This is a genomic window from Streptomyces sp. NPDC047117 (assembly GCF_040643545.1).
In the GTDB taxonomy this organism is placed as follows: domain Bacteria; phylum Actinomycetota; class Actinomycetes; order Streptomycetales; family Streptomycetaceae; genus Streptomyces.
In genome coordinates this window covers 621,069-641,070 of sequence record NZ_JBEYUN010000002.1, presented here as the reverse complement: position 1 = coordinate 641,070, position 20,002 = coordinate 621,069, and the positions used below count along the sequence as shown (strand labels likewise).

Genomic DNA, 20,002 nt, shown 5'->3' with positions numbered 1-20,002 from the left:
TCCGCTGCCGGTTCATAATCGAGCCGGCCGGTTCGAATTTCGGCATGCCGAAATTGTTCCCGAGGGAAGGTCGTGCAGTAGTGGGTTGCCGCATGTGCGGCGTGAGTGGCTGCCGCAAAACCGTTACGGCTGTGTGGCAACTCGGAGAACACTACGGACCGGGGTAGGCCGTGTCAACCGGGGTCCGGGCCGTCCGAAGCGGCCGTGACAGGGGTGTTCAGTCGAGGTCGGTGAGGCGGCCGTCCGCGTCCGGCTGGGCGTCCTCGACGCGGCGCAGCAGCCGGGTGAGTACGTCGCCCAGAAGACCCCGCTCGCGGGAATCGAGGTCCTGGAGGAGGTCCTCCTCGAATACCGAGGCGAGGCGCATGGCCTCCAGCCACTTCCCCCGGCCCTCGTCGGTGAGCTCGACGATCACCCGTACGCGATTGTTCTCGTCGCGCTCCCGGTTGACGAGTCCCTCGTTCGCCATGCGGTCGATGCGGTGCGTCATCGCGGCCGGCGTCAGGCCGAGCCGCTTGGCGAGCTCGCCCGGGCCCAGGCGGTACGGGGCACCGGAGACCACGAGGGCCTTCAGTACCTCCCACTCGGCATTGCTGATCCCCAGCGTGGCGGTCTGCCGGCCGTAGGCGACGTTCATCCGGCGGTTGAGGCGCTGCAGCGCGGAGACGACCTTCTCCACCTGCGGGTCGAGGTCCTGGAACTCGCGCTGGTAGGCCGCGATCTGTTCCTCGAGGCTCGGCTCTGCCGGGCTCTGGACCGCTTCTGAGGGCTCTGACATGCGGCGCAGTATGGCACGGAAGTCATTGGCGTTGAAGTCCTTGGTCATGTACTCTTTAGCTTCGAACTTTAGAGTTGAAGTCTTCAGCTTGTGACTGTCCGGGACGGACCGAACACGTTGCGGCTCTCCTCTTCCTCTGAAGTCCGCCAGTGCTGGGGGGCACCTGAGCCTGTCCGGGGGACCGAATCCCGCGTGCGCCTTACCCCGCCCTGCACACATCCGTATCTGACGACCTTCTCGACCTAGGTAGGTGAGTGTGACCACCGCAATGGGCGCCGCGCTGCGCCGGATCCAGCTGGGCAACGCACTGAGCGCGTTCGGCAACGGCTTTACGGTCCCGTATCTGTACGTCTACGTGGCGAAGGTGCGTGATCTTGGTGCGAGTACGGCGGGCGTCGTGCTCGCCATGCTCGCCGTCGCCGCGCTCGTCGTGCTGCCCTTCACCGGTCGTGCCATCGACCGGCGGGGTCCGCTGCCGGTGGCCGTGGTGGGTACGTTCGCCGCCGCGCTCGGCGCGCTCGGTCTCGGGCTGTCCGACAACGAGCCGATGGTGATCGCCTCGACCGTGGCGCTCGGCGCGGGCATCGCGGTCATCCAGCCGGCGCTGGCGACGATGATCGTGTGGTGCTCGACGACCGTGACCCGGTCGCGCGCCTTCGCCACCCAGTTCTTCCTCAACAACCTGGGCCTGGGCATCGGCGGTCTGATCGGCGGCATGCTCGTCGACGAGAGCGACCCGGCGAGCTTCGTGCGGCTCTTCGCCATCGAGGCCGTGATGTTCCTCGTGCTCGGTGCCGCCGTGGCGACCGTACGGCTGCCCAAGGCGCCGAAGGTCGAGGGCGAGGTCCCGGTCGAGGCGCGGGCCGGGGGCTCCTGGCGCGCGCTGCTCGCCGACCGCCGGATGATGTGGCTCTGCCTGCTCGGGTTCGTGCTGTTCTTCGCCTGCTACGGGCAGTTCGAGTCGGGTCTCGCCGCGTACGCCACCGAGGTCACCCGCATCCAGCCGTCGACGCTGGGCATCGCGCTGGCGGCCAACACCGCGGCCATCGTGATGGCGCAGTTCGTCGTCCTGAAGCTGGTCGAGCGGCGCCGCCGCAGCCGGGTCATCGCGGTGGTCGGGCTCATCTGGACCGTGGCATGGGTCGCCGCGGGGCTGTCCGGCCTGGTGCATGGTGCGCAGGCGGTGGCCACGGGGCTGCTGATCTCCACGTACATGCTGTTCGGTGTGGGCGAGTCGCTGCTGTCGCCGACGGTGTCGCCGCTGGTGGCGGACCTGGCGCCGAGCCGGCTCATCGGTCAGTACAACTCGGTCTTCGCCCTGGTGAAGCAGCTGGCGCTGGCGGTCGGCCCGGCCGTGGGCGCGCTGCTGGTCGGTCACGGCGCGTCGGCCGCGTACATCGTGATGCTGATCCTGTGCGCGCTCGGGATCTCGGCGCTGGCTCTGCGGCTGGGCCGGCTGCTCACCCCCGCGCAGGACAACCCGCGTGCCACGGCCACGCCGGTCGAGGTGCCGGTCAGGGACGAGGTGGCCTGCGTCGCGTAGGACGCGCCCGTCCGGAAGGGGCCGGGTCCGTACTTCTGTACGGACCCGGCCCCTTTGTTATGCGTCCGGTCGTGTTTCTTACGTGTCCTGTCGTGCACTGCTGTGCCCTGTCGTGCGCCGCTGTGTCCTGATCACGCGCCGCGTCGTCGTGCCGGCGCGCTACTCACTCGGCAGGGCGAACTCGCACCACACCGCTTTACCGCCCCCGGGGGTACGCCGCGAGCCCCAGTTCGAGGCGATGGTGGCGATGATCGAGATGCCGCGGCCCGCCTCGTCCACCGGCTCGGCGCGGCGGCGGCGCGGCAGGTGGTCGTCGCCGTCGGTGACCTCGACGATCAGCCGGCGGTCCGTACGCCGCAGCCGGAGCCGCATGGGCGGCGTGCCGTGCTGGAGGGAGTTGGCGACCAGCTCGCTCGCGGCCAGCACGCCGAGGTCGTGCAGCTCCGGTGAGAAGCGCCAGGAGGCGAGCACGCCGGAGGCGAAGGCACGGGCGCGCGGCGCCGCCTCCGTGCCGCCGTGCAGCTCCAGCGCGGCGTTGTGGAAGAGCTCGGCCTCGGGGCCCGTGCGGTCCGGGTGCTGGAGGACGAGGACCGCGACATCGTCGTCGTGGTCGTTGGTGATGCCCAGCGAGCGCAGCAGGCGGTCGCAGATGATGTCGGGGGCGCCGGTCGCGCCGGCGACGGCGTTCTCCAGGGCGGCGACGCCCTCGTCGATGTCCTTGTCGCGGCGTTCGACCAGACCGTCCGTATAGAGGACGGCCGTGGAGCCGGGGTTCAGCGGGAGGCTGCCGGAGGAGTGCAGCCAGCCGCCCGTGCCGAGGGGCGGGCCGGTCGGCTCCCCGGCGCGGTGGACCGTGCCGTCCCGGTCGCGTACGAGGATCGGCAGGTGCCCGGCCGAGGCGTAGACCAGGCGTCCTTCGTTGGGGTCGTGCACCGCGTACACGCAGGTGGCGATCTGGCTGGCGTCGATCTCCGCGGCGAGGCCGTCCAGGAGCTGGAGGACCTCGTGCGGCGGGAGGTCGAGCCGGGCGTAGGCGCGGACGGCCGTACGGAGCTGGCCCATGACGGCGGCGGCGCGCACCCCGCGGCCCATGACGTCGCCGATGACCAGCGCGGTACGGCCGGCGCCGAGGGTGATCACGTCGTACCAGTCGCCGCCGACCGCGGCGTCGGTGCCGCCGGGGTGGTAGATCGCGGCGACCCGGAGGTCGTCGGGCTGCTCCAGTTCCTGCGGGAGCAGGGAGCGCTGGAGGGTGACGGCGGCCTCGCGCTGGCGGCGTTCCGCGGCGCGCAGCCGCTCGGCGGCCTCGACCTGGTCGGTGACGTCGGCGGCGAAGACGAGGACGCCCTTGTGCGGCGCGACGCAGGCGATCTCCGGGTCGGGGGCCGGGGTGCTGGCGGCGGCGACCTCGATGGGGGTGCAGGTGAACGTGTAGTAGCCGTCGCGGCTGAGGTCGGAGCCGGCGCCGCCGGGGACCTTGCGGGCCTTGACCGTACGGGGCTTGCGGCTGCGCAGTACCTGGTCCATCAGCGGCAGCAGGCCCAGCTCGTCGAGCTCGGGGAGGGCTTCGCGGGCGGTCAGTCCCGGGGGGCGGTCGCCGAAGACCTTGGCGTACGCGCCGTTGACGTACGCGATGCGGTGCTCGGGGCCGTAGACGACGGCCACGAGGGCGGGGATGGTGCCGAGGATCTCGTGTGCGGAGAGCGCGTCGACGGTGGGCGGCTGCGTACCGGACCCGGCGGGGGCGTGCCCTTCGGGGCGCCCGGCGTGGGCGGCGGGGACCGAGCCGCCGGCGGCCTCCGGCGGGGTGCCCGCGGTGTCCGCCGTGTCCGTCGCGGTGCTCCTGGTGGGGGTCGTCGGGTCGGCCTCGGCCCGGTCCGCGGCGTCGGCGGGCGGGGTGGCGGCGCCGGAGGGCCCGGTGGGCTGCCCGGTCGAGGGAGGGGTTCTCCGGGACGGCTTGGGTGACGACGCGTCCGGCGCCGCACCGCGGTCTGCCCGCGCGGCACGGCGCTGCGTACCGGGGAAGCGGGCGCTCCAGCGAGTGAAGTTCACGGAGGTGTACCTCTTAGATCGCGACGCGGCGCCGAGCCGGTCCGGCGGCCGGGAAGTGCCTCCCGGCCGTTGGCCGGCGGAAGGTCGGGCGGAGGCGCGCCGAGCGCCCTCTGGCGTGATGCAGCAAACGTCCCAATTCCTCGCGCTTGTCACTCTTTGCAAATACGAGCCCACCCATGGTCACACGTCCAGTGTGACCGACCGGACTGACATCCGTCAGACGCCGGAGTGGCGGGTGGAGTTCCTGGCCTGGTAGAGCACCGCCCGTTCGACTGAACGCAACGGTGAACGTATGACCGACGACGGCATATGGTCCAGGGGTATGCCGCGGTCGGCACCACATGCGCGGTGCCGCACACCGTACGGAGGGCGCCGCGCCGCGGCGGGCGCCCCACCCCGGAGGGACGTCAACCCCGCGCCCCGCGCGGCGTCAACTCCCCTCGTCGGGCCGCCCCGTGCCCGCAGCGAGTTCGAACTCCGCCCTGGGGTTCTCCAGCGACCCGAGCGAGACGATCTCGCGTTTGAAGAACGCGGCGAGCGACCATTCGGCGAGCACGCGGGCCTTGCGGTTCAAGGTCGGGACGCGGCTGAGGTGGTAGGCGCGGTGCATGAACCACGCCGGATAGCCCTTCAGCTTCCGCCCGTACACGTGGGCCACGCCCTTGTGCAGCCCCAGGGAGGCGACCGAGCCGACGTACTTGTGGGCGTAGTCCTCAACGGGCTCGTCACGTATGGCCGCTGCGATGTTCTCCGCGAGCTGCTTGGCCTGGCGCACGGCGTGCTGGGCGTTGGGCGCGCACTCCGTGCCGGGCGTGTCGGCGGTGACGTCCGGTACGGCGGCGGCGTCGCCGGCTCCCCAGGCGTGCTCGACGCCCTCCACACGAAGCGCAGCGGTGCACTTCAGACGGCCGCGTTCGGTGAGCGGCAGGCCGGTCGCGGCGAGGATGGGATGCGGCTTGACGCCCGCCGTCCACACGAGGGTGCGGGTGGGGAAGCGCGCGCCGTCGTCCAGGACGGCGACGCGGTTCTCGCACGACTCCAAGCGCGTGTTCAGCCGCACATCGATGTTGCGGCCGCGCAGCTCCCGTACGGCGTACTCGCCCATCTCCGCGCCCACCTCGGGCAGGATGCGGCCGGTCGCCTCGACCAGCAGCCACTTCATGTCCTCGGGCCGGACGTTGTGGTAGTACCGCACCGCGTACCGGGCCATGTCCTCCAGCTCGGCGAGCGCCTCCACGCCCGCGTAGCCGCCGCCCACGAAGACGAACGTGAGCGCGGCGTCCCGGACGGCGGGGTCGCGGGTGGAGGAAGCGATGTCGAGTTGCTCCAGTACGTGGTTGCGCAGCCCGATGGCTTCCTCGACGGTCTTGAAGCCGATACCGAAATCGGCCAATCCGGGGACGGGGAGCGTGCGCGAGATCGAGCCGGGCGCGAGCACCAGCTCGTCGTACTGCATCTCGACCCCGCCGGTGCCCTCCTCCTCCGTGGCCAGCGTCTTCATCGTGGCCGTGCGCTTGGCGTGGTCGATGCCCGTCACCTCGCCGATGACGACATGACACCGGTCCAGGACGCGGCGCAGGGGGACGACGACGTGCCGCGGCGAGATGGAGCCGGCCGCCGCTTCGGGCAGGAACGGCTGGTAGGTCATGTACGGGTCGGGGTCGACCACCACGATCTCGACCGTGCCGCCCTGCAGTTCCTTGCGCAGCTTCCGCTGCAGGCGGAGGGCGGTGTACATGCCGACGTAGCCGCCGCCGACTACGAGAATGCGCGCCGGGTGCTTCACAGAGGATCTCCTCGCGACGTCGCCCGTGGCCCGTGGGGTGCGTCCGGGGGCGTCGGTCCGGCCCCGGCGGAGCCACGATCAAATAGCCGTGTACCCGCTCCGGGACACAGCATTTCTCCATGACGCACCCCCGCCGCCTCTTTGTCCACAGGGAAGGCGAAATACGGACGGTCGGCCGGGCCCCCCGTTGGAACCCCCGCTTCCGCCGGTGTGGAATGAGGTCCGCAGGTCAGGCGGGGGTACGAGATGGCGGGAGTGTACGGAAACGGGGCGGATCGGGCCCGTACTCCGTTCGAGGGGCGGACTGTACGGAACTGCCCCCTTCATTCTTGACCTGCGCTCAACTATGTTCGTACTTCGTCGGGGTGGAGCCGGAAGCTGGCAGCCCCGGCAGTCAGGGCGGGGAGTCTCCGGGGGGAGACGTCATTACCGGGGGATCATCTATGCACATGCAGAGTTCTCATTGGCCGGCGGCGGTGGCGTCCGCCGGCGACCGGACCGGCGGCGTGAGCGAGGCAGGCGTGCCCGGCCGGACCACACCGCTCCGGGTGGACGCACAGCGCAACCTGGAACATGTTCTGCGAGCTGCCCGTGAAGTCTTCGGCGAGCTGGGATACGGCGCGCCCATGGAGGACGTGGCACGCCGGGCCCGGGTCGGGGTGGGCACGGTCTACCGCCGCTTCCCGAGCAAGGACGTGCTGGTCCGCCGCATAGCGGAGGAGGAGACCGCACGGCTGACCGACCAGGCGCGCACCGCGCTCGGGCAGGAGGACGACCCGTGGTCGGCCCTCTCGCGCTTCCTGCGCACGTCCGTGGCGTCCGGCGCCGGCCGGCTGCTGCCGCCGAGCATCCTGCGGGTCGGCAGCGGCGTGGACGGGGCCGACGGGCTCGCGGAGGCGCGGGTGCCGCAGCAGCGGACCGCACCGGAGCCCCCGGTGGCGCCCGGTGAGCTGCGCATCGTCGCCCAGCGCACGTCGCCGGACGACGAGCCGGCGCAGCCGCACTCCAACGGGCAGGGGCCGGAGTTGTCCGCGGCCGACAGCGGGGGCGCACAGGCCCTCCTGGACGTCGTCGGGCAGCTCGTGGAGCGGGCGCGCGAAGCCGGGGAGCTGCGCGCGGACGTGACGGTCTCCGACGTGCTGCTGGTGATCGCGACGGGCGCGCCTTCGCTCCCGGACGCGGCGCAGCAGCAGGCCGCCTCGGCGCGGCTCCTGGAGATCCTGCTGGAGGGCCTGCGCTCGCGGCCGGTGGCCTGAGCGAACGGTTCGTACGGCGTGGCCGGGGCTTTTGCCCCGGCCACTGTCGTGTCACGGGCCGTCATGGCGTCCCTCGAAACAGGGAACGCCCCCTTCGAAACGGAGATCATGCCCCGTGCGGGTGACTGCTAGAGCTGCTGCGCGGCAAGTGGCCCCGGACGAGTGATTGCGTCACACCCCCGTAAGGCTTCAGCCATCCTTGTGGCAGTCTTGCGCGATGGTCAGACTGGTGGCGTAGTTCCGGGGGCCTCGGCAATGACATTTGAGGGGCGCGACGAGCGCGACGACCGCGGCGTCGGCGCGGGCGACGTCGCCGGCTCCGGCCATGGCGCCGGCCCGCAGGCGAGCCGGCCGGAGACCGTTCCGCAGCAGCGCATACCGGGCGCCGACGCGGCCGGCGCGGCCGACCAGGCACCGCCCGGCACCGAGCCCGGGGCGCCGCCGTCCGACACCGAGCTGGTCTCCCGTATGCGGGCCGGTGACGACAGCGCCTACGAGGAGCTGTACCGCCGGCACGCCGACGCCGTACGCCGCTATGCCCGCACCTGCTGCCGGGACGCGCACACCGCCGAGGACCTGACGGGCGAGGTGTTCGCGCGCACGCTGCAGGCGGTGCGCCGGGGTGCCGGCCCGAAGACCGCGGTCCGCGCGTACCTGCTCACCACCGTGCGCCGCGCGGCCGCCGACTGGGTCAGGACGGCCAAGCGCGAGCACCTGGTCGAGGACTTCGCGGTCTTCGCGTCCTCGGCGGCCGGCGCCTCGATGGACGACGACACGCTCGACCTCGGGGCGGACGTGCGTGCCATGCACGAGGCGGAGCGTTCCATGGCCGTACGGGCGTTCCGCAGCCTGCCCGAGCGCTATCAGACGGTGCTGTGGCACACGACCGTCGAGAAGGAGTCGCCGAGCGAGGTCGCGCCGCTCCTGGGGCTGTCCGCCAATGCCACCGCCGTACTGGCGCACCGGGCCCGTGAGGGCCTCAAGCAGGCGTACCTCCAGGCGCATGTGAGCGCGTCGCTGACGTCCGGCGGCGACTGCGCGCGGTACGCGGACCGGCTGGGCGCGTACGCCCGTGGCGGCCTGCGGGTGCGGGCCGAGCGCGGGCTCCGCAAGCATCTGGAGGAGTGCGCGCGCTGCCGGCTGGCGGCGCACGAGGTCGCGGACGTCAATCAGCGGATCGGTGCGGTGCTGCCGGTCGCGGTCATCGGCTGGTTCGCCGCCGGGTACGCGGTCAAGGCGGCGGCCGGGGTCGTCGGAGCCGCCGGAGCGGGCGCTGCGGCCGGTACCGGCGCGGCGGCGGCCGCCGGTGGCTCGGGGCACTCCGCGGGCGCGGGAGCGGCCGCCGAGGGGCTCGGGACGCCCGCGAAGGTCGGCATCGGGGCCGGGCTGACGGTCGCCGCCGCCGGGGTGGCCATGGCGCTGGCGGGTCTCCAGGACCCGCCGAAGACGCACGCCGAGCCGCCCCCGCCCGCCCCGTCGAGCCCGGCGCCGCAGAAGCCGGAGCCGAAGCCCACCCCGAAGCCCGAGCCGCCCGCTCCGGAGCCCGCGCCGCCGAAGCCCGCGCCTCCGAAGCCGAAGCCGAAGCCGAAGCCGACGCCCACGCCCGAGCCGCCGAAGCCGGCCCCGAAGCCCGAGCCGACGCCGCCTCCGAAGCCGAAGCCCACGCCGCCCCCGAAGCCGGCGCCGAAGCCCACGCCTCCGCCCCCGGCGGCGCCGTACCCGGTCAACACCCTGGACTGGGACTTCACGGGGGACGACAGCAAGCCGGAGGTGCGCACCACGGAGAGCAGCTTCCTGTGGAAGCGCCAGAGCGGCGTCAGCATCGGCGGCAAGCACTACGCGCACGGAGTGACGACCCACGCGCCTTCTTCGGTGACGATCGACCTCAACCGCGAGTGCACGGCGTTCGACGCCTACGCGGGCGTGGACGACCTGGGCCTCGGGCGCGGCGCCGTGCGCTTCTCGGTGTACGCGGACGGGGTGCGACAGTGGAGCTCGGGCGTGGTGCACGGCGGTGACGCGGCCGTACCGGTGCACGTACCGCTGAGCGGCCGTACGACCCTCCGGCTGGTCGCCGAGCCGCAGAAGCCCGCCGACACCCTGGCGTTCAGCGACTGGGCACAGTCACAGATCAGCTGCCGGTGATCGCACGCTGACCGTCCACCGGCCGTCCGCCGGGGCTGACGTGCGGACGCCCCGGTGGCAGCGCGGGGCGCCCGTGCGGCCCGTATGGCACGCGCGGCTCAGAGCGCCAGCCGCTCGACGCCGCTCGACACGGCGCGCTGCCTGGGGGCCGCCGCGCCGGTCCAGCAGGTGCCCCGCCGGGCGAGCAGGCGGCGCAGCCACAGCTCCGTGGAGACCAGCTCCGCCAGGCCGTCCAGCGGCAGCGGTACGCCGTCGGCCGCGGCCCGCAGCGCCTTGCGCACGACGCGGGCCTCCACGAGCCCGGCGTCGGCGAGCAGAGGGGCGTCGAAGAGCCGGATGAGGTCGTCCAGGGCGGCGCGCAGCCCGGCCCGGACCGCCGCCGCGTGCGTCACGTGCGAGGTGGCGCCCCACCCCGGGGGCAGGTCGCGGATGCCCGCCCCGGAGAGCACCGCGCGCAACACCGAGGCGCGTGCCCCCGGTTGCACCCGGAGCGTGTCCGGGAGCGCGCGGCAGGCCAGTACCACCTGGTTGTCCAGAAAGGGCGCGTGCAGGCGCTGGTTGCGTACCTCGGCGGCCTGCTCGAAGACCCGGTGGTCGGCGGCGTGCCGGGTGAGCGCGGCGCGCGCCCTGCGCTCGCCGGGGCGCCCGACGGCGGGTGAGCGGAGCGCCGCGTCGCTCAGCCGAACCGATACTTCAGCGAGCGCCTCGCCCGTGAGCCAGCGCGCGGCAGGGCCGGGCCGGCACCACGTGAGGGCAGCCAGCGAGGCGTCCACGGCACTGCCCGCCACCGGCTCGTCGGCGAACTCCCGGCCCAGCAGCCGCCCGGCGGCCTCGGAGACCCCCGCCCCGTAGGGCGTACGGGCGAGCCGCCGCGCGGCCCGGTAGACGGTGAACGGTATGAACACCGAGTGCGCCGCAGCGCCGTCGGCCTTCGCCAGCGCCGTGACGGGCCGCAGCAGGTGCCGCCGGCGCCGGTCCAGCAAAAGGTCCGCCAGGCGCGCCGGGTGGGCGTCCAGTACCTGCCGCGCGCCGTGCCCCACGAAGTGGTCGGCGCTCCCGGAGAGCAGCCGCCTGCGGTGCCGTTCGGCGGCGACCATCGAGGGCCCCGGCTCGTCGGTGAGCGGGCCCGCCCCGAGGTCGGCGTACGGCAGCGCCTCCTCGCCCGCCGCGACCACCACGTGGTGCAGCCGCGGGTTGTCCGCGAGGGTGCGGGCGCGTTCCAGCTCGGCCTCGTGGTACGCCCTGCCGCCTTTGGTGGCCCGGTCGTTGAAGGTCACCGCCAGCAGCCGCTCGCCCTGCCCGTTGAGCCGGCCCGGCTGCCCCGGCAGGCCGGCCGCGAGCAGTGCGAGCGTGCCCGAGGCGCTGCCGCCGGAGAGGTCGGCGCCGACGCCGGGCGCCGGTGCCCCGCGCGCGGCTCGCCGGTCGGCGGGGCCCATGCCGGGCACCGGGCCGGGGTCCAGGCCGCCGGGAGAGCCCGGACCGCCCCGGGGGTCGGGCGCGTGCCGCGGGGCCGCCAGACGCGCGCGTACGGCCTCCACCAGCGCCTCACGGACGCCGTCCACGGCCTGTTCGGGAGCGAGTTGGGGCGCGGAGACGGCGAGCGAGTGGGTCTGCTCGTACGAGGTGATCTCGCTGGAGCCGCCGCGCAGTACGAGGGAATGACCGGGCGGGACGCGCCGCACCCCCGCGTACGGCGTCCCGTGGCCGAGCGCCTCGGGCGCGTCCGGACAGGCCAGCAGCGCCGCGAGGTGCCCGACGTCGAGGCTCGCCTCGACCAGGTCGGCGAGCGGCAGTGCGGCGGTCGCGTAGGCCGTGCCGCCGGCCCACCGGGTGTGGAAGACCGGGCGGGCGCCGGCCAGATCGCCGGTGACGGTCAGCCGCCGGCCGACCTGCGCGACGGCGGTGTAACTGCCGGGCCAGGCCGTGAGATGGCGCAGCGCGCCGCCGCGCGCGGCCAGCAGGCCCACCCGCAACTGGTCGTCGGTCGCGCCGCACACCCCGAAGACCGCGATCCTGGTCTCGGGGTCGGCCTGCACGACGCGCACCTCATCGGGGCGCCAATCGCCCACCGCCCACAGGGGATCGGGGTCGCCCCACAGGAGTTGGGCGCCCACGGGGAGCACCGCTCGGCTGTCATCGGTGAGGTCCGGGCCCGTGGCGGTACTGCTCCACCCCACCAACCAGCGCATCCGGCCTCCCCGCCGTCTCCCCGTCGCTCCGCACACCGGTCACGGGGGCGCTCGGCCGCCCCGTACGGCGCATGGCACAGCTGTTGTGCGGACCACTCTGCCACGACAGGAGCGGCTCGGAGGCGGCACGGGGGTGGCGTGTATCCGTGCCGTCCCGGCACTCCGAAAGCCCTTGCGACGCCCGCGGCGAGAAACCACCGGGTGGCGGTATTCAGCCAAAGTCCGTTCCGTACCGATACGTTGCGGAGGGGAGCGCTCTCGGCGCAGTTCCGGCGCATTCAGGGGCGGCCGGCCGGAGGCGTGCTCCGTACCGCGGACCGAACGGTCCGCCCGGCGGTCCGGTTTCCCTCCGTTGCGTAAGTGATCGCGACAGTCCGGGAGGTGGGACTCACCCCCCGGACCGGACCGCCACCCGCGGGGAATGAGGTGGCGGTGTCCCCCAGCCCACTGGATCCAGTGCAGCGGGCCGACCCACGCAGGTTCCATGGAAACGTGCCCGCCACGGACCGGCCAGCGCGCACGGACGGGCGCACGGCAACACGTACCCGGAGCACATGCCCAGGTCCGTCCTCCCCTCCGGACATGAATCTCGCCATCCGGGACACCGGCCCTTAACGGTCGGGATTCAGCGAACTACTCTAAGTGGACGCATGCCCCGGGGAGTACGGGGTGGCCGTCGCTTGGTCGAGGGGTGCGCATGTCCAGGGATACTCGCGGGCCGAACGAAAAACTCGGCACCGTTCTCGCCCTCGCGGGGATCAGTAACGCCGGGCTCGCCCGTCGGGTCAACGACCTCGGTGCACAGCGCGGGCTGACGCTTCGGTACGACAAGACATCCGTCGCCCGGTGGGTGTCGAAAGGCATGGTCCCGCAGGGTGCGGCGCCGCATCTGATTGCGGCTGCGATCGGCAGCAAGCTAGGCCGTCCGGTGCCGCTGCACGAGATCGGGCTGGCCGACGCCGACCCCGCGCCCGAAGTGGGCCTGGCCTTTCCCCGGGACGTGAACGCCGCCGTACGGTCCGCGACGGAGCTGTACCGGCTGGATCTGGCCGGGCGGCGCGCGGGCGGCGGCGGCATCTGGCAGAGCCTGGCCGGTTCCTTCGCCGTCAGCGCATACGCCACACCCGCCTCCCGCTGGCTCATATCCCCCGCCGACAGCTCGGTGGCGCGCGGCGTCCCCGAAGCGGACACCGGACGCGGCGGCCCGCACGACACGGAGGCGGACACCGGACCCGGTGGCGGCCCCTCGGGGCCGGCCGTCGCGGCCGTCGGCACTCCGGGCGTCGTGGGCGTCTCCGCACGGGACAGAGCCGCCGGCAAGGAAGACTCCAAGGACCCGGCACCCGGCGGCGACCCGCTGCCCCAGCACGTCGGCCACAGCGACGTCTCCAAGCTGCGCGAGGCCGCCGAGGACGCCCGCCGCTGGGACTCCAAGTACGGCGGCGGCGACTGGCGCTCCTCGATGGTGCCCGAGTGCCTCCGGGTGGACGCGGCGCCGTTACTCCTTGCTTCGTACAGCGACGAGGTGGGGCGCGCGCTGTTCGGGGCCACCGCCGAACTGACCCGGCTGGCCGGCTGGATGGCGTTCGACACGGGCCAGCAAGAGGCGGCGCAGCGGTACTACATCCAGGCGCTGCGCCTGGCACGCGCCGCCGCCGACGTGCCCCTGGGGGGCTACGTCCTGGCGTCCATGTCGCTGCAGGCGACCTACCGCGGCTTCGCCGACGAGGGCGTCGACCTCGCGCAGGCCGCGCTGGAACGCAACCGCGGACTGGCCACGGCCCGCACGATGAGCTTCTTCCGGCTGGTCGAGGCGCGGGCCCAGGCGAAGGCCGGCGAGGGCCGCGCCTGCGAGGTCGCGCTGAAGGCGTCCGAGGGCTGGCTCGAACGGTCGCGTGAGGGCGACCCGGACCCGTCCTGGCTGGACTTCTACTCGTACGAGCGCTTCGCCGCCGACGCCGCCGAGTGCTACCGCGACCTGAGACTTCCGCGCCAGGTACGGCGCTTCACGGAACAGGCCCTGTCCCGCCCCACCGAGGAATTCGTGCGCTCGCACGGCCTGCGGCTGGTGGTGTCGGCGGTGGCCGAGCTGGAATCGGGCAACCTCGACGCGGCCTGCGCGGCGGGCACCCGCGCGGTCGAGGTGGCAGGGCGGATCTCCTCGGCCCGCACGACCGAGTACGTCCGCGACCTGCTGCACCGACTGGAGCCGTACGGCGACGAGCCACGCGTGGTGGAGCTGCGCGAACGGGCCCGGCCGCTGCTGGTGGCGCCGGTGTAGGGCCCGGGGGTCCGGTCTTTCCGGTCCCTGGGGCGGGCGTCGGCCGGTACGCGATGGGCGGCGGCTTCGGGGCGGGCGGCCGGGCCGGGGCGCGCTCGGTCCGCGGTGCGCTCGGACTCGGAGTGTGCGCTCGGGCTCGGGGCGTGCGCTCGGGGCCAGGGCGTGCGCGGCCCCGCCAGGTGCCGTACGTGCCGGTCCTACGCCGTGGGCGGGCTGCTGTCCGCCCCTGACCGGTTCGTGATCCGCTCTTTCGGTGGCTTTTGCGGCCCGTTCCGCGGCCGCTCCCGGCGCGCCGGCACTGGTCACCGCGCTGTCCGCCGTACGGGTGACGAAGCCGGTGCCGATCGGATGTCAGTGCCCCCCGTCATGATGGGTATGTCGGTCGTGACGTGACGTTGCTCGTGATGGGGAGGTGCTGCCGCGATGGCGTTCGAGCAGGCGGAGGGGCGGCCCGAGGGAGAGGCGCCCGAGGGGTCCGCGGAAGCCGCGCGGCGTGCGGAGGCAGGCGCGAAGGAGCCTGCCGGCGCGGGACGGTCCGTCGCGCGCCCCGCAGGCGCCCCCTCCGCTCCCCGGGCCACTCCCGAATCCGCGAGCGCGCTGACCGGCCCGACCCACCCGACCACCCGGGCGGCCCGGCCCCGGACCGCCGGCCCGGCCCGCCGCTCCGACTGCGACGTCGTGATCATCGGCGCCGGCATCGTCGGCCTCTCGACGGCGTACGCGATCACCCGCGCCGCGCCCGGCACCCGCGTCGTCGTCCTGGAGAAGGAGCCCGGCCCCGCCCGCCACCAGACGGGCCGCAACAGCGGCGTGATCCACAGCGGCATCTACTACCCGCCCGGCTCCCTCAAGGCGCGCTTCGCGCTGGAGGGCTCGGCCGAGATGACCAAGTTCTGCGCCGAGCACGACATCCCGCACGAGATCACCGGCAAGCTGATCGTCGCCACCGACCGCGCCGAGCTGCCCCGCCTGCACTCCCTCATCCAGCGCGGCCGGGAGCACGGCCTGCCCGTCCGCGAGCTGGGCCCCGCGCAGATCCTGGAGTACGAGCCCGAGGTGCGCGGCCTCGCCGCCATTCACGTGGGCACGACCGGCATCGCGGACTTCGGCGCCGTCGCCGCCCGCCTGGGCAGCCTCGCGACGGAGGCCGGCGCGCGCATCGAGTACGGCGCCGACGTACGGACGATCGGCCGCCGCGCCGGACGCGTCGCGGTCCGTACGGCCGGCGGCCGGGTCGTCCGCGCCCGGGCGCTGGTGAACTGCGCGGGGCTGCAGTGCGACCGCGTCGCCCGGCTGGCCGGCGACGCCCCCGGGATGCGCATCGTCCCGTTCCGCGGCGAGTACTACTCCCTCTCGCCCGCACGCGACTCCCTCGTACGCGGCCTGGTCTACCCCGTGCCCGACCCGGCCTTCCCCTTCCTCGGCGTCCATCTGACCCGCGGCATCCACGGTGACGTGCACGTCGGGCCGAACGCCGTGCCCGCGCTGGCGCGCGAGGGGTACGACTGGCGTACGGTCCGGCCCGGCGAGCTGGCGGGCACGCTGGCGTACCCGGGCGCCTGGCAGATAGCCCGCCGCCACTGGCGGTACGGCACGGGTGAGCTGCACCGCTCCCTCTCCAAGCGCGCCTTCACGGACGCGGTCCGCCGCCTGCTCCCGGCCGTCACGCCCGAGGACCTCACCCCGGCCCCGGCCGGCGTCCGCGCCCAGGCCGTCCTCCCCGACGGCACCCTCGTCGACGACTTCCTCATCACCGAGGGCCCGCACACCATCCACGTCCTCAACGCTCCGTCCCCCGCGGCCACGGCCTCCCTCCCCATCGGCCGCGAGATAGCGGAACGGGCGGTGCGGTTGCTGGGGTGAGGTGACTGGGGGATGTGACTGGGGGGGATGTGACTGAGGGGGATGTGACTGGGGGCGGTGCGGGCCGCAGTCTGGGGCGGTGCGGGCACGCGGCCTGACGGCCTCCGGCGCCCGGAGGCCCCACCGAGGGCATCCGGCCCGGCCCGCCCGCACCGGCGACCGGCGGCCCCACCGGGGGCATCCGGCCCGGCCCGCCCGCACCGGCGACCGGCGGCCCCACCGGAGGCAGCCGGCGCCCGGCCGCCCCCGCTCACCCGCCCGTAGAATCGACCCACTGTGTCCGAGAACCCCGCCACCCCAGCCGAGCCCGCCCCCTCCGTATCCGGACGGGCTGCGGGGACCGCCCCCGAGCAGCACGTGGAGCAGCACGTGGGCGACGTCTCCGTCCCGCCGGAGGCAGCCACGGAGACGGCAACCCGGGCCGCAGCCCAGGCTCCGTCCGCCCAGGCGCCTCACGCCGACGGCGACGCCGCCCCCCGGCCCGGCGGGCGCGAGCCGATGTTCCCCCACGGCACGGGCCCGGCCGCCGACCCGGCGGGCTCGCATCACGAGCGGCGCATCCGCTCGTTCCAGCCGCGCCGCAGCCGCGTCTCCCCCAGCCAGGCGGACGCGATCCGCCGCCGGTGGCCCCAGTGGGGTCTGGACATCGACGGCCTCTCCCGGATCGACCTCGACGAGCTGTTCGACGGCCTTCCCGTCGTCCTCGAAATCGGCTTCGGCATGGGCGAGGCGACGGCCCAGATGGCCGCCGCCGACCCGGACACCGGCATCCTCGCCTGCGATGTCCACACCCCAGGTCAGGGCAACCTCCTCGCCCTCGCCGAGCGCAACGGCCTCTCCAACATCCGGGTGGCCAACGGTGACGCGATCATCCTGCTCCGCGAGATGCTCGCCCCCGCCTCCTTGGCCGGTCTGCGCGTGTACTTCCCGGACCCGTGGCCCAAAAAGCGCCACCACAAGCGCCGTCTGATCCAGCCGGAGTTCCTCTCCCTGGTCACGACGCGGCTCGCGCCCGGCGCGATCGTGCACTGCGCGACCGACTGGGAGCCGTACGCCGAGCAGATGCTGGAGGTGCTGAGCGCCGAGCCGACGCTGGAGAACTGCCACGACGGCTACGCGCCCCGCCCGGACTTCCGCCCCCTCACCAAGTTCGAGGGCCAGGGCCTGGACAAGGGACACGTCGTCCACGACCTCCTCTTCCGCCGCCGCGCCGACTGACGCGGCCGGCGCCGCGGCGGCTCGCGGCTGCCCCCCTACTCGGACGCGCATCTGGCCCGTATCCGCCCCTTCCACCCCCACCAATCGGCCCCGGTGGACGACTGCGCGCGCCGCCGCCACCTGGTGGTTACTGTCGAAGAGTGCACCCGTCGCAGCCGTCACCGGACCGCCCCTCGGGTCCCTCGTACGGACCACCGAGCGGGCCTCCGACCATGCCTCCGGCTCCCGACGGCGCACCGCCCGGCACCCGCGGCTCCGCCTCCCCGGCGTCCCGCAGAGCGCTGTTCCGCGCCCTGTCCCTCATCACCCTCATAGCCCTGCTGACCCTGTCCGGCATAGCCATCCTGAGCATGGTCCGCCGGCAGACCGGCACCGAAGGGTTCCTGGTCGGTTTCGCGCTCGCCGTCTTCCCCGTCCCGGTACTGGTCACGGTCTTCCGCTGGCTCGACCGCGTGGAGCCGGAGCCCTGGCGCAACCTCGCGTTCGCCTTCTCCTGGGGGGCCTGTGCCGCGACCCTCGTCGCGATCGTCGCCAACGGCTTCGCGACCCAGTGGCTCAGTACGAACATCGCCAGCGTCTCCCCCACCGACGCGGAGACCTGGAGCAGTACGGTGGTGGCGCCCGTCGTCGAGGAGTCGGCGAAGGCCGCCGCCATCCTGCTCCTCTTCGTCTTCCGCCGCCGGCACGTCGACGGCATCACGGACGGCATCGTCATCGCCGGCCTCACGGCCACCGGCTTCGCCTTCACCGAGAACGTCCTCTACCTCGGCAACGCCGTCGGCCGCGACCTTTCCCTCGGCTCCCTCAGCCTGCACTCACTGGCCGGGCTCGCCGACTCCCTCACCGCGGGCACCTTCTTCGTACGCGTCATCATGTCGCCGTTCGCGCACCCGCTCTTCACGGTCCTCACCGGCCTCGCCTTCGGCATCGCCGCGACCCGCTTCCCCCACCACCGCCCGCTGCGCCTGGCGCTGCCCGCCCTGGGGCTGACGACGGCGATCCTGCTCCACTCCATATGGAACAGCGCGTCCTCCCTCGGCAGCTTCGGCTTCCTGGCCGTCTACGGGCTCTTCATGGTCCCGGTCTTCGCGGCCGTCTCCTGCCTCTCCGTCTGGTCGCGCCGCGAGGAACTGCGCTCCCTGCGCACCTACCTCCCCCCGTACGCGGCCGCCGGCTGGCTCACCCCGACCGACCCGCTCACCCTCTCCTCACTCAGGACGCGCGCCCTCGCCCGTACGATCGCCCGCCGCACCCACGGGCCCGCCGCGGCCCGCGCCGTCACCGAGTACGCGGCCCTGGCCACGTCCCTCGCCTTCCTCCGCCGCCGCGCCCACCGCACCGGCCCCACCCCCGACTTCCACACCCGCGAACGCGCCCTACTCCACCACCTCTGGCAAACCAAACCCCTCGCCCACCCCGCCCTGACCCACGCGCATCACCAGCGCTCGTCGCAATGACGACCGTGGCGTCAGGAAGTCGAGAGCTGCTTGTCCCACCACTCCCGGTGGTACTGGATGTAGTCCGTCCCGATGTTGTGCCTTGGCGATCGATTGAGTTCAGGAAATTCCTCGTGCGGTTGCACGGCAGCTGCGGCTCGATCGATAACGCGCCAGTCGTCAGCGATGTAGAGAGCACCCTTGTCGAGTCGTACGTGACAGTTAGCGCATAGGCAGAGCACGTTCTGCTCTATGTCGGGCCCACGGTGCAGCTTTCCGAGCGGACGAATATGAGCGCCTTCGCTGTAGCCCTGGCCGTCGCCCCCCACCAGGCGAGTGCCGCACACCTGACATTGATGCCCGTACAGTTCCTTCACCCGCCTCACGACGGAGCTATCGCGCACGATGCGCTGCACCGTTGTGATCCGCGTTTCGGGGAACTTCTCTTGGTCGGTGAAGTCAGCGAGTGCAGCCTCCACCTTCCGCTCGACGTCGGTCAGCTCTTCCCGAACGTCCGCCAGGCGATGCAGGTCAAACTGGCAGATCTGCCACCCTGACTTCCCACTGACCATGCGGAGGTCGGTGATGGCATAGAGGCCGTCGTAGGAGTAACCCGATTTCGGCGAGTACTTCGTCTTAGCCTTGTGTCCGCGAATGATGCGTACGGGGTAACCACGGTCGTAGCTACGCTTCAGAGCCGCATTGGTGCGGTGATCCCAGTCCTGGTCGGCAACCTGGTTTTTCCTGGACTGGTCTCGTCCGCCCGCGCCGGTGTAGCGGACCCAGTCCCCATGGTCTTCGTCGTCCTCGTAGCCACCATTGAGGGCGATCGCGTTCGCCACCCAGCAACCGTCTGTGTCCTTGCTGGTGGAGATGCCAGCCTGGTTGTCAGAGTGCAGGTTGGCAGCCTTAACGGCTTCCCTGTCCTCGAAACGGTCGCCCGGAAGCACGCCGTCTACATGCCCCACGAAGGTTTCATTCGCCATCGACCTATCGTGGCAACCTTCTGATCATTTTCGACCGACCTTCATTCCGAAGTGACGGTCATCACCCATACCCCTCGTCGCTACCGAAGCGTCCAGTCGTAGGGTCGGTCGAAAGATCCCATGATGTGGAGGTTGTCGTGATGGCTCGGGTTCCGGCGAGTGTGGTGGCGGCTGCTGGGCTGGTGGGGGGCTACGGGGTGGCTCGGTGGACCAAGAAGCGGCCGTTGGGTGGGGTGGCGTTGGCGGCAGCGGGGGCGGTTGCCGCGCGGGAGTGGCAGCGGAAGGGCGGGAACGGTACGGCGGCGGCCTTGAGCGGGCTGTACGTCGCGGCGTTCGCCGGGTCGCATCCGCTGGCGAAGAAGGTGGGCGCGTGGCCCTCGGTGTTCGCGGTGGCCGGGGCCGTGGCGGCGACTTCGTGGGTGGTTGTCGACCGGAAGTGAGGCGGTGGGGCGGTGAGCCACCAGGGTTG

The 20,002-nt window shown here is 73.0% G+C and carries 13 protein-coding genes; 8 read left to right on the top strand and 5 right to left on the bottom strand.

Going from position 1 to position 20,002, the window contains the following annotated elements:
- Nucleotides 1–217: 217 nt before the first annotated feature.
- A complete protein-coding gene (locus tag ABZ840_RS05920) occupies nucleotides 218–778 on the bottom strand; it encodes a MarR family transcriptional regulator (RefSeq protein WP_361553868.1) in 561 nt (186 codons plus the stop codon).
- A gap of 256 nt (nucleotides 779–1,034) precedes the next feature.
- On the opposite strand from ABZ840_RS05920, the gene ABZ840_RS05915 reads away from it, so the two are divergent.
- Nucleotides 1,035–2,321, top strand: a complete 1,287-nt coding sequence (locus ABZ840_RS05915; RefSeq protein ID WP_361553865.1) for an MFS transporter — start codon at nucleotides 1,035–1,037, stop codon at nucleotides 2,319–2,321.
- Nucleotides 2,322–2,480: 159 nt separating this feature from the next.
- Here ABZ840_RS05915 and ABZ840_RS05910 read toward each other — a convergent pair whose 3' ends face one another.
- Both ABZ840_RS05910 and ABZ840_RS05905 read right to left on the bottom strand, forming a co-directional pair.
- Nucleotides 2,481–4,373, bottom strand: coding sequence for a SpoIIE family protein phosphatase (locus tag ABZ840_RS05910; RefSeq protein WP_361553862.1), 1,893 nt, complete (start codon nucleotides 4,371–4,373; stop codon nucleotides 2,481–2,483).
- 430 nt (nucleotides 4,374–4,803) lie between these two features.
- A complete protein-coding gene (locus ABZ840_RS05905; RefSeq protein WP_361553859.1) occupies nucleotides 4,804–6,159 on the bottom strand; it encodes an NAD(P)/FAD-dependent oxidoreductase in 1,356 nt (451 codons plus the stop codon).
- 443 nt (nucleotides 6,160–6,602) lie between these two features.
- Here ABZ840_RS05905 and ABZ840_RS05900 point away from each other — a divergent pair, with 443 nt between their 5' ends.
- Both ABZ840_RS05900 and ABZ840_RS05895 read left to right on the top strand, forming a co-directional pair.
- A complete protein-coding gene (locus ABZ840_RS05900) occupies nucleotides 6,603–7,415 on the top strand; it encodes a helix-turn-helix domain-containing protein (protein WP_361553856.1) in 813 nt (270 codons plus the stop codon).
- Nucleotides 7,416–7,670: 255 nt separating this feature from the next.
- Nucleotides 7,671–9,560 carry a sigma-70 family RNA polymerase sigma factor gene (locus tag ABZ840_RS05895; protein ID WP_361553853.1) on the top strand — a complete coding sequence of 630 codons (1,890 nt, stop codon included), beginning with the start codon at nucleotides 7,671–7,673 and terminating at the stop codon, nucleotides 9,558–9,560.
- A gap of 98 nt (nucleotides 9,561–9,658) precedes the next feature.
- Here ABZ840_RS05895 and ABZ840_RS05890 read toward each other — a convergent pair whose 3' ends face one another.
- Nucleotides 9,659–11,749 (bottom strand): asparagine synthase-related protein, encoded by a 2,091-nt coding sequence (locus ABZ840_RS05890; RefSeq protein WP_361553850.1) that lies wholly within the window; start codon nucleotides 11,747–11,749, stop codon nucleotides 9,659–9,661.
- Between the two features lie 697 nt (nucleotides 11,750–12,446).
- Here ABZ840_RS05890 and ABZ840_RS05885 point away from each other — a divergent pair.
- The 4 genes from ABZ840_RS05885 (at nucleotide 12,447) to ABZ840_RS05870 (ending at nucleotide 18,568) form a co-directional block, all read left to right on the top strand.
- The gene (locus ABZ840_RS05885; RefSeq protein ID WP_361553847.1) at nucleotides 12,447–14,030 is read left to right on the top strand and encodes an MFS transporter; all 1,584 of its coding nucleotides are present in this window, start codon (nucleotides 12,447–12,449) and stop codon (nucleotides 14,028–14,030) included.
- A 423-nt stretch (nucleotides 14,031–14,453) separates the two neighbouring features.
- Nucleotides 14,454–15,893, top strand: coding sequence for an L-2-hydroxyglutarate oxidase (gene lhgO / locus ABZ840_RS05880; protein ID WP_361553844.1), 1,440 nt, complete (start codon nucleotides 14,454–14,456; stop codon nucleotides 15,891–15,893).
- Between the two features lie 276 nt (nucleotides 15,894–16,169).
- Complete coding sequence (trmB, locus tag ABZ840_RS05875) at nucleotides 16,170–17,111, top strand: tRNA (guanosine(46)-N7)-methyltransferase TrmB (protein ID WP_361553841.1); 942 nt, start codon at nucleotides 16,170–16,172, stop codon at nucleotides 17,109–17,111.
- A 212-nt stretch (nucleotides 17,112–17,323) separates the two neighbouring features.
- Entirely contained in the window at nucleotides 17,324–18,568 is a 1,245-nt protein-coding gene (locus tag ABZ840_RS05870) for a PrsW family intramembrane metalloprotease (RefSeq protein WP_361553838.1), read from the top strand.
- Nucleotides 18,569–18,579: 11 nt separating this feature from the next.
- On the opposite strand, the gene ABZ840_RS05865 is transcribed toward ABZ840_RS05870, so the two are convergent.
- Nucleotides 18,580–19,533, bottom strand: coding sequence for a YDG/SRA domain-containing protein (locus ABZ840_RS05865; RefSeq protein ID WP_361553835.1), 954 nt, complete (start codon nucleotides 19,531–19,533; stop codon nucleotides 18,580–18,582).
- A 140-nt stretch (nucleotides 19,534–19,673) separates the two neighbouring features.
- Here ABZ840_RS05865 and ABZ840_RS05860 point away from each other — a divergent pair, with 140 nt between their 5' ends.
- Nucleotides 19,674–19,973 carry a hypothetical protein gene (locus ABZ840_RS05860; protein ID WP_361553832.1) on the top strand — a complete coding sequence of 100 codons (300 nt, stop codon included), beginning with the start codon at nucleotides 19,674–19,676 and terminating at the stop codon, nucleotides 19,971–19,973.
- Nucleotides 19,974–20,002 lie beyond the last annotated feature (29 nt).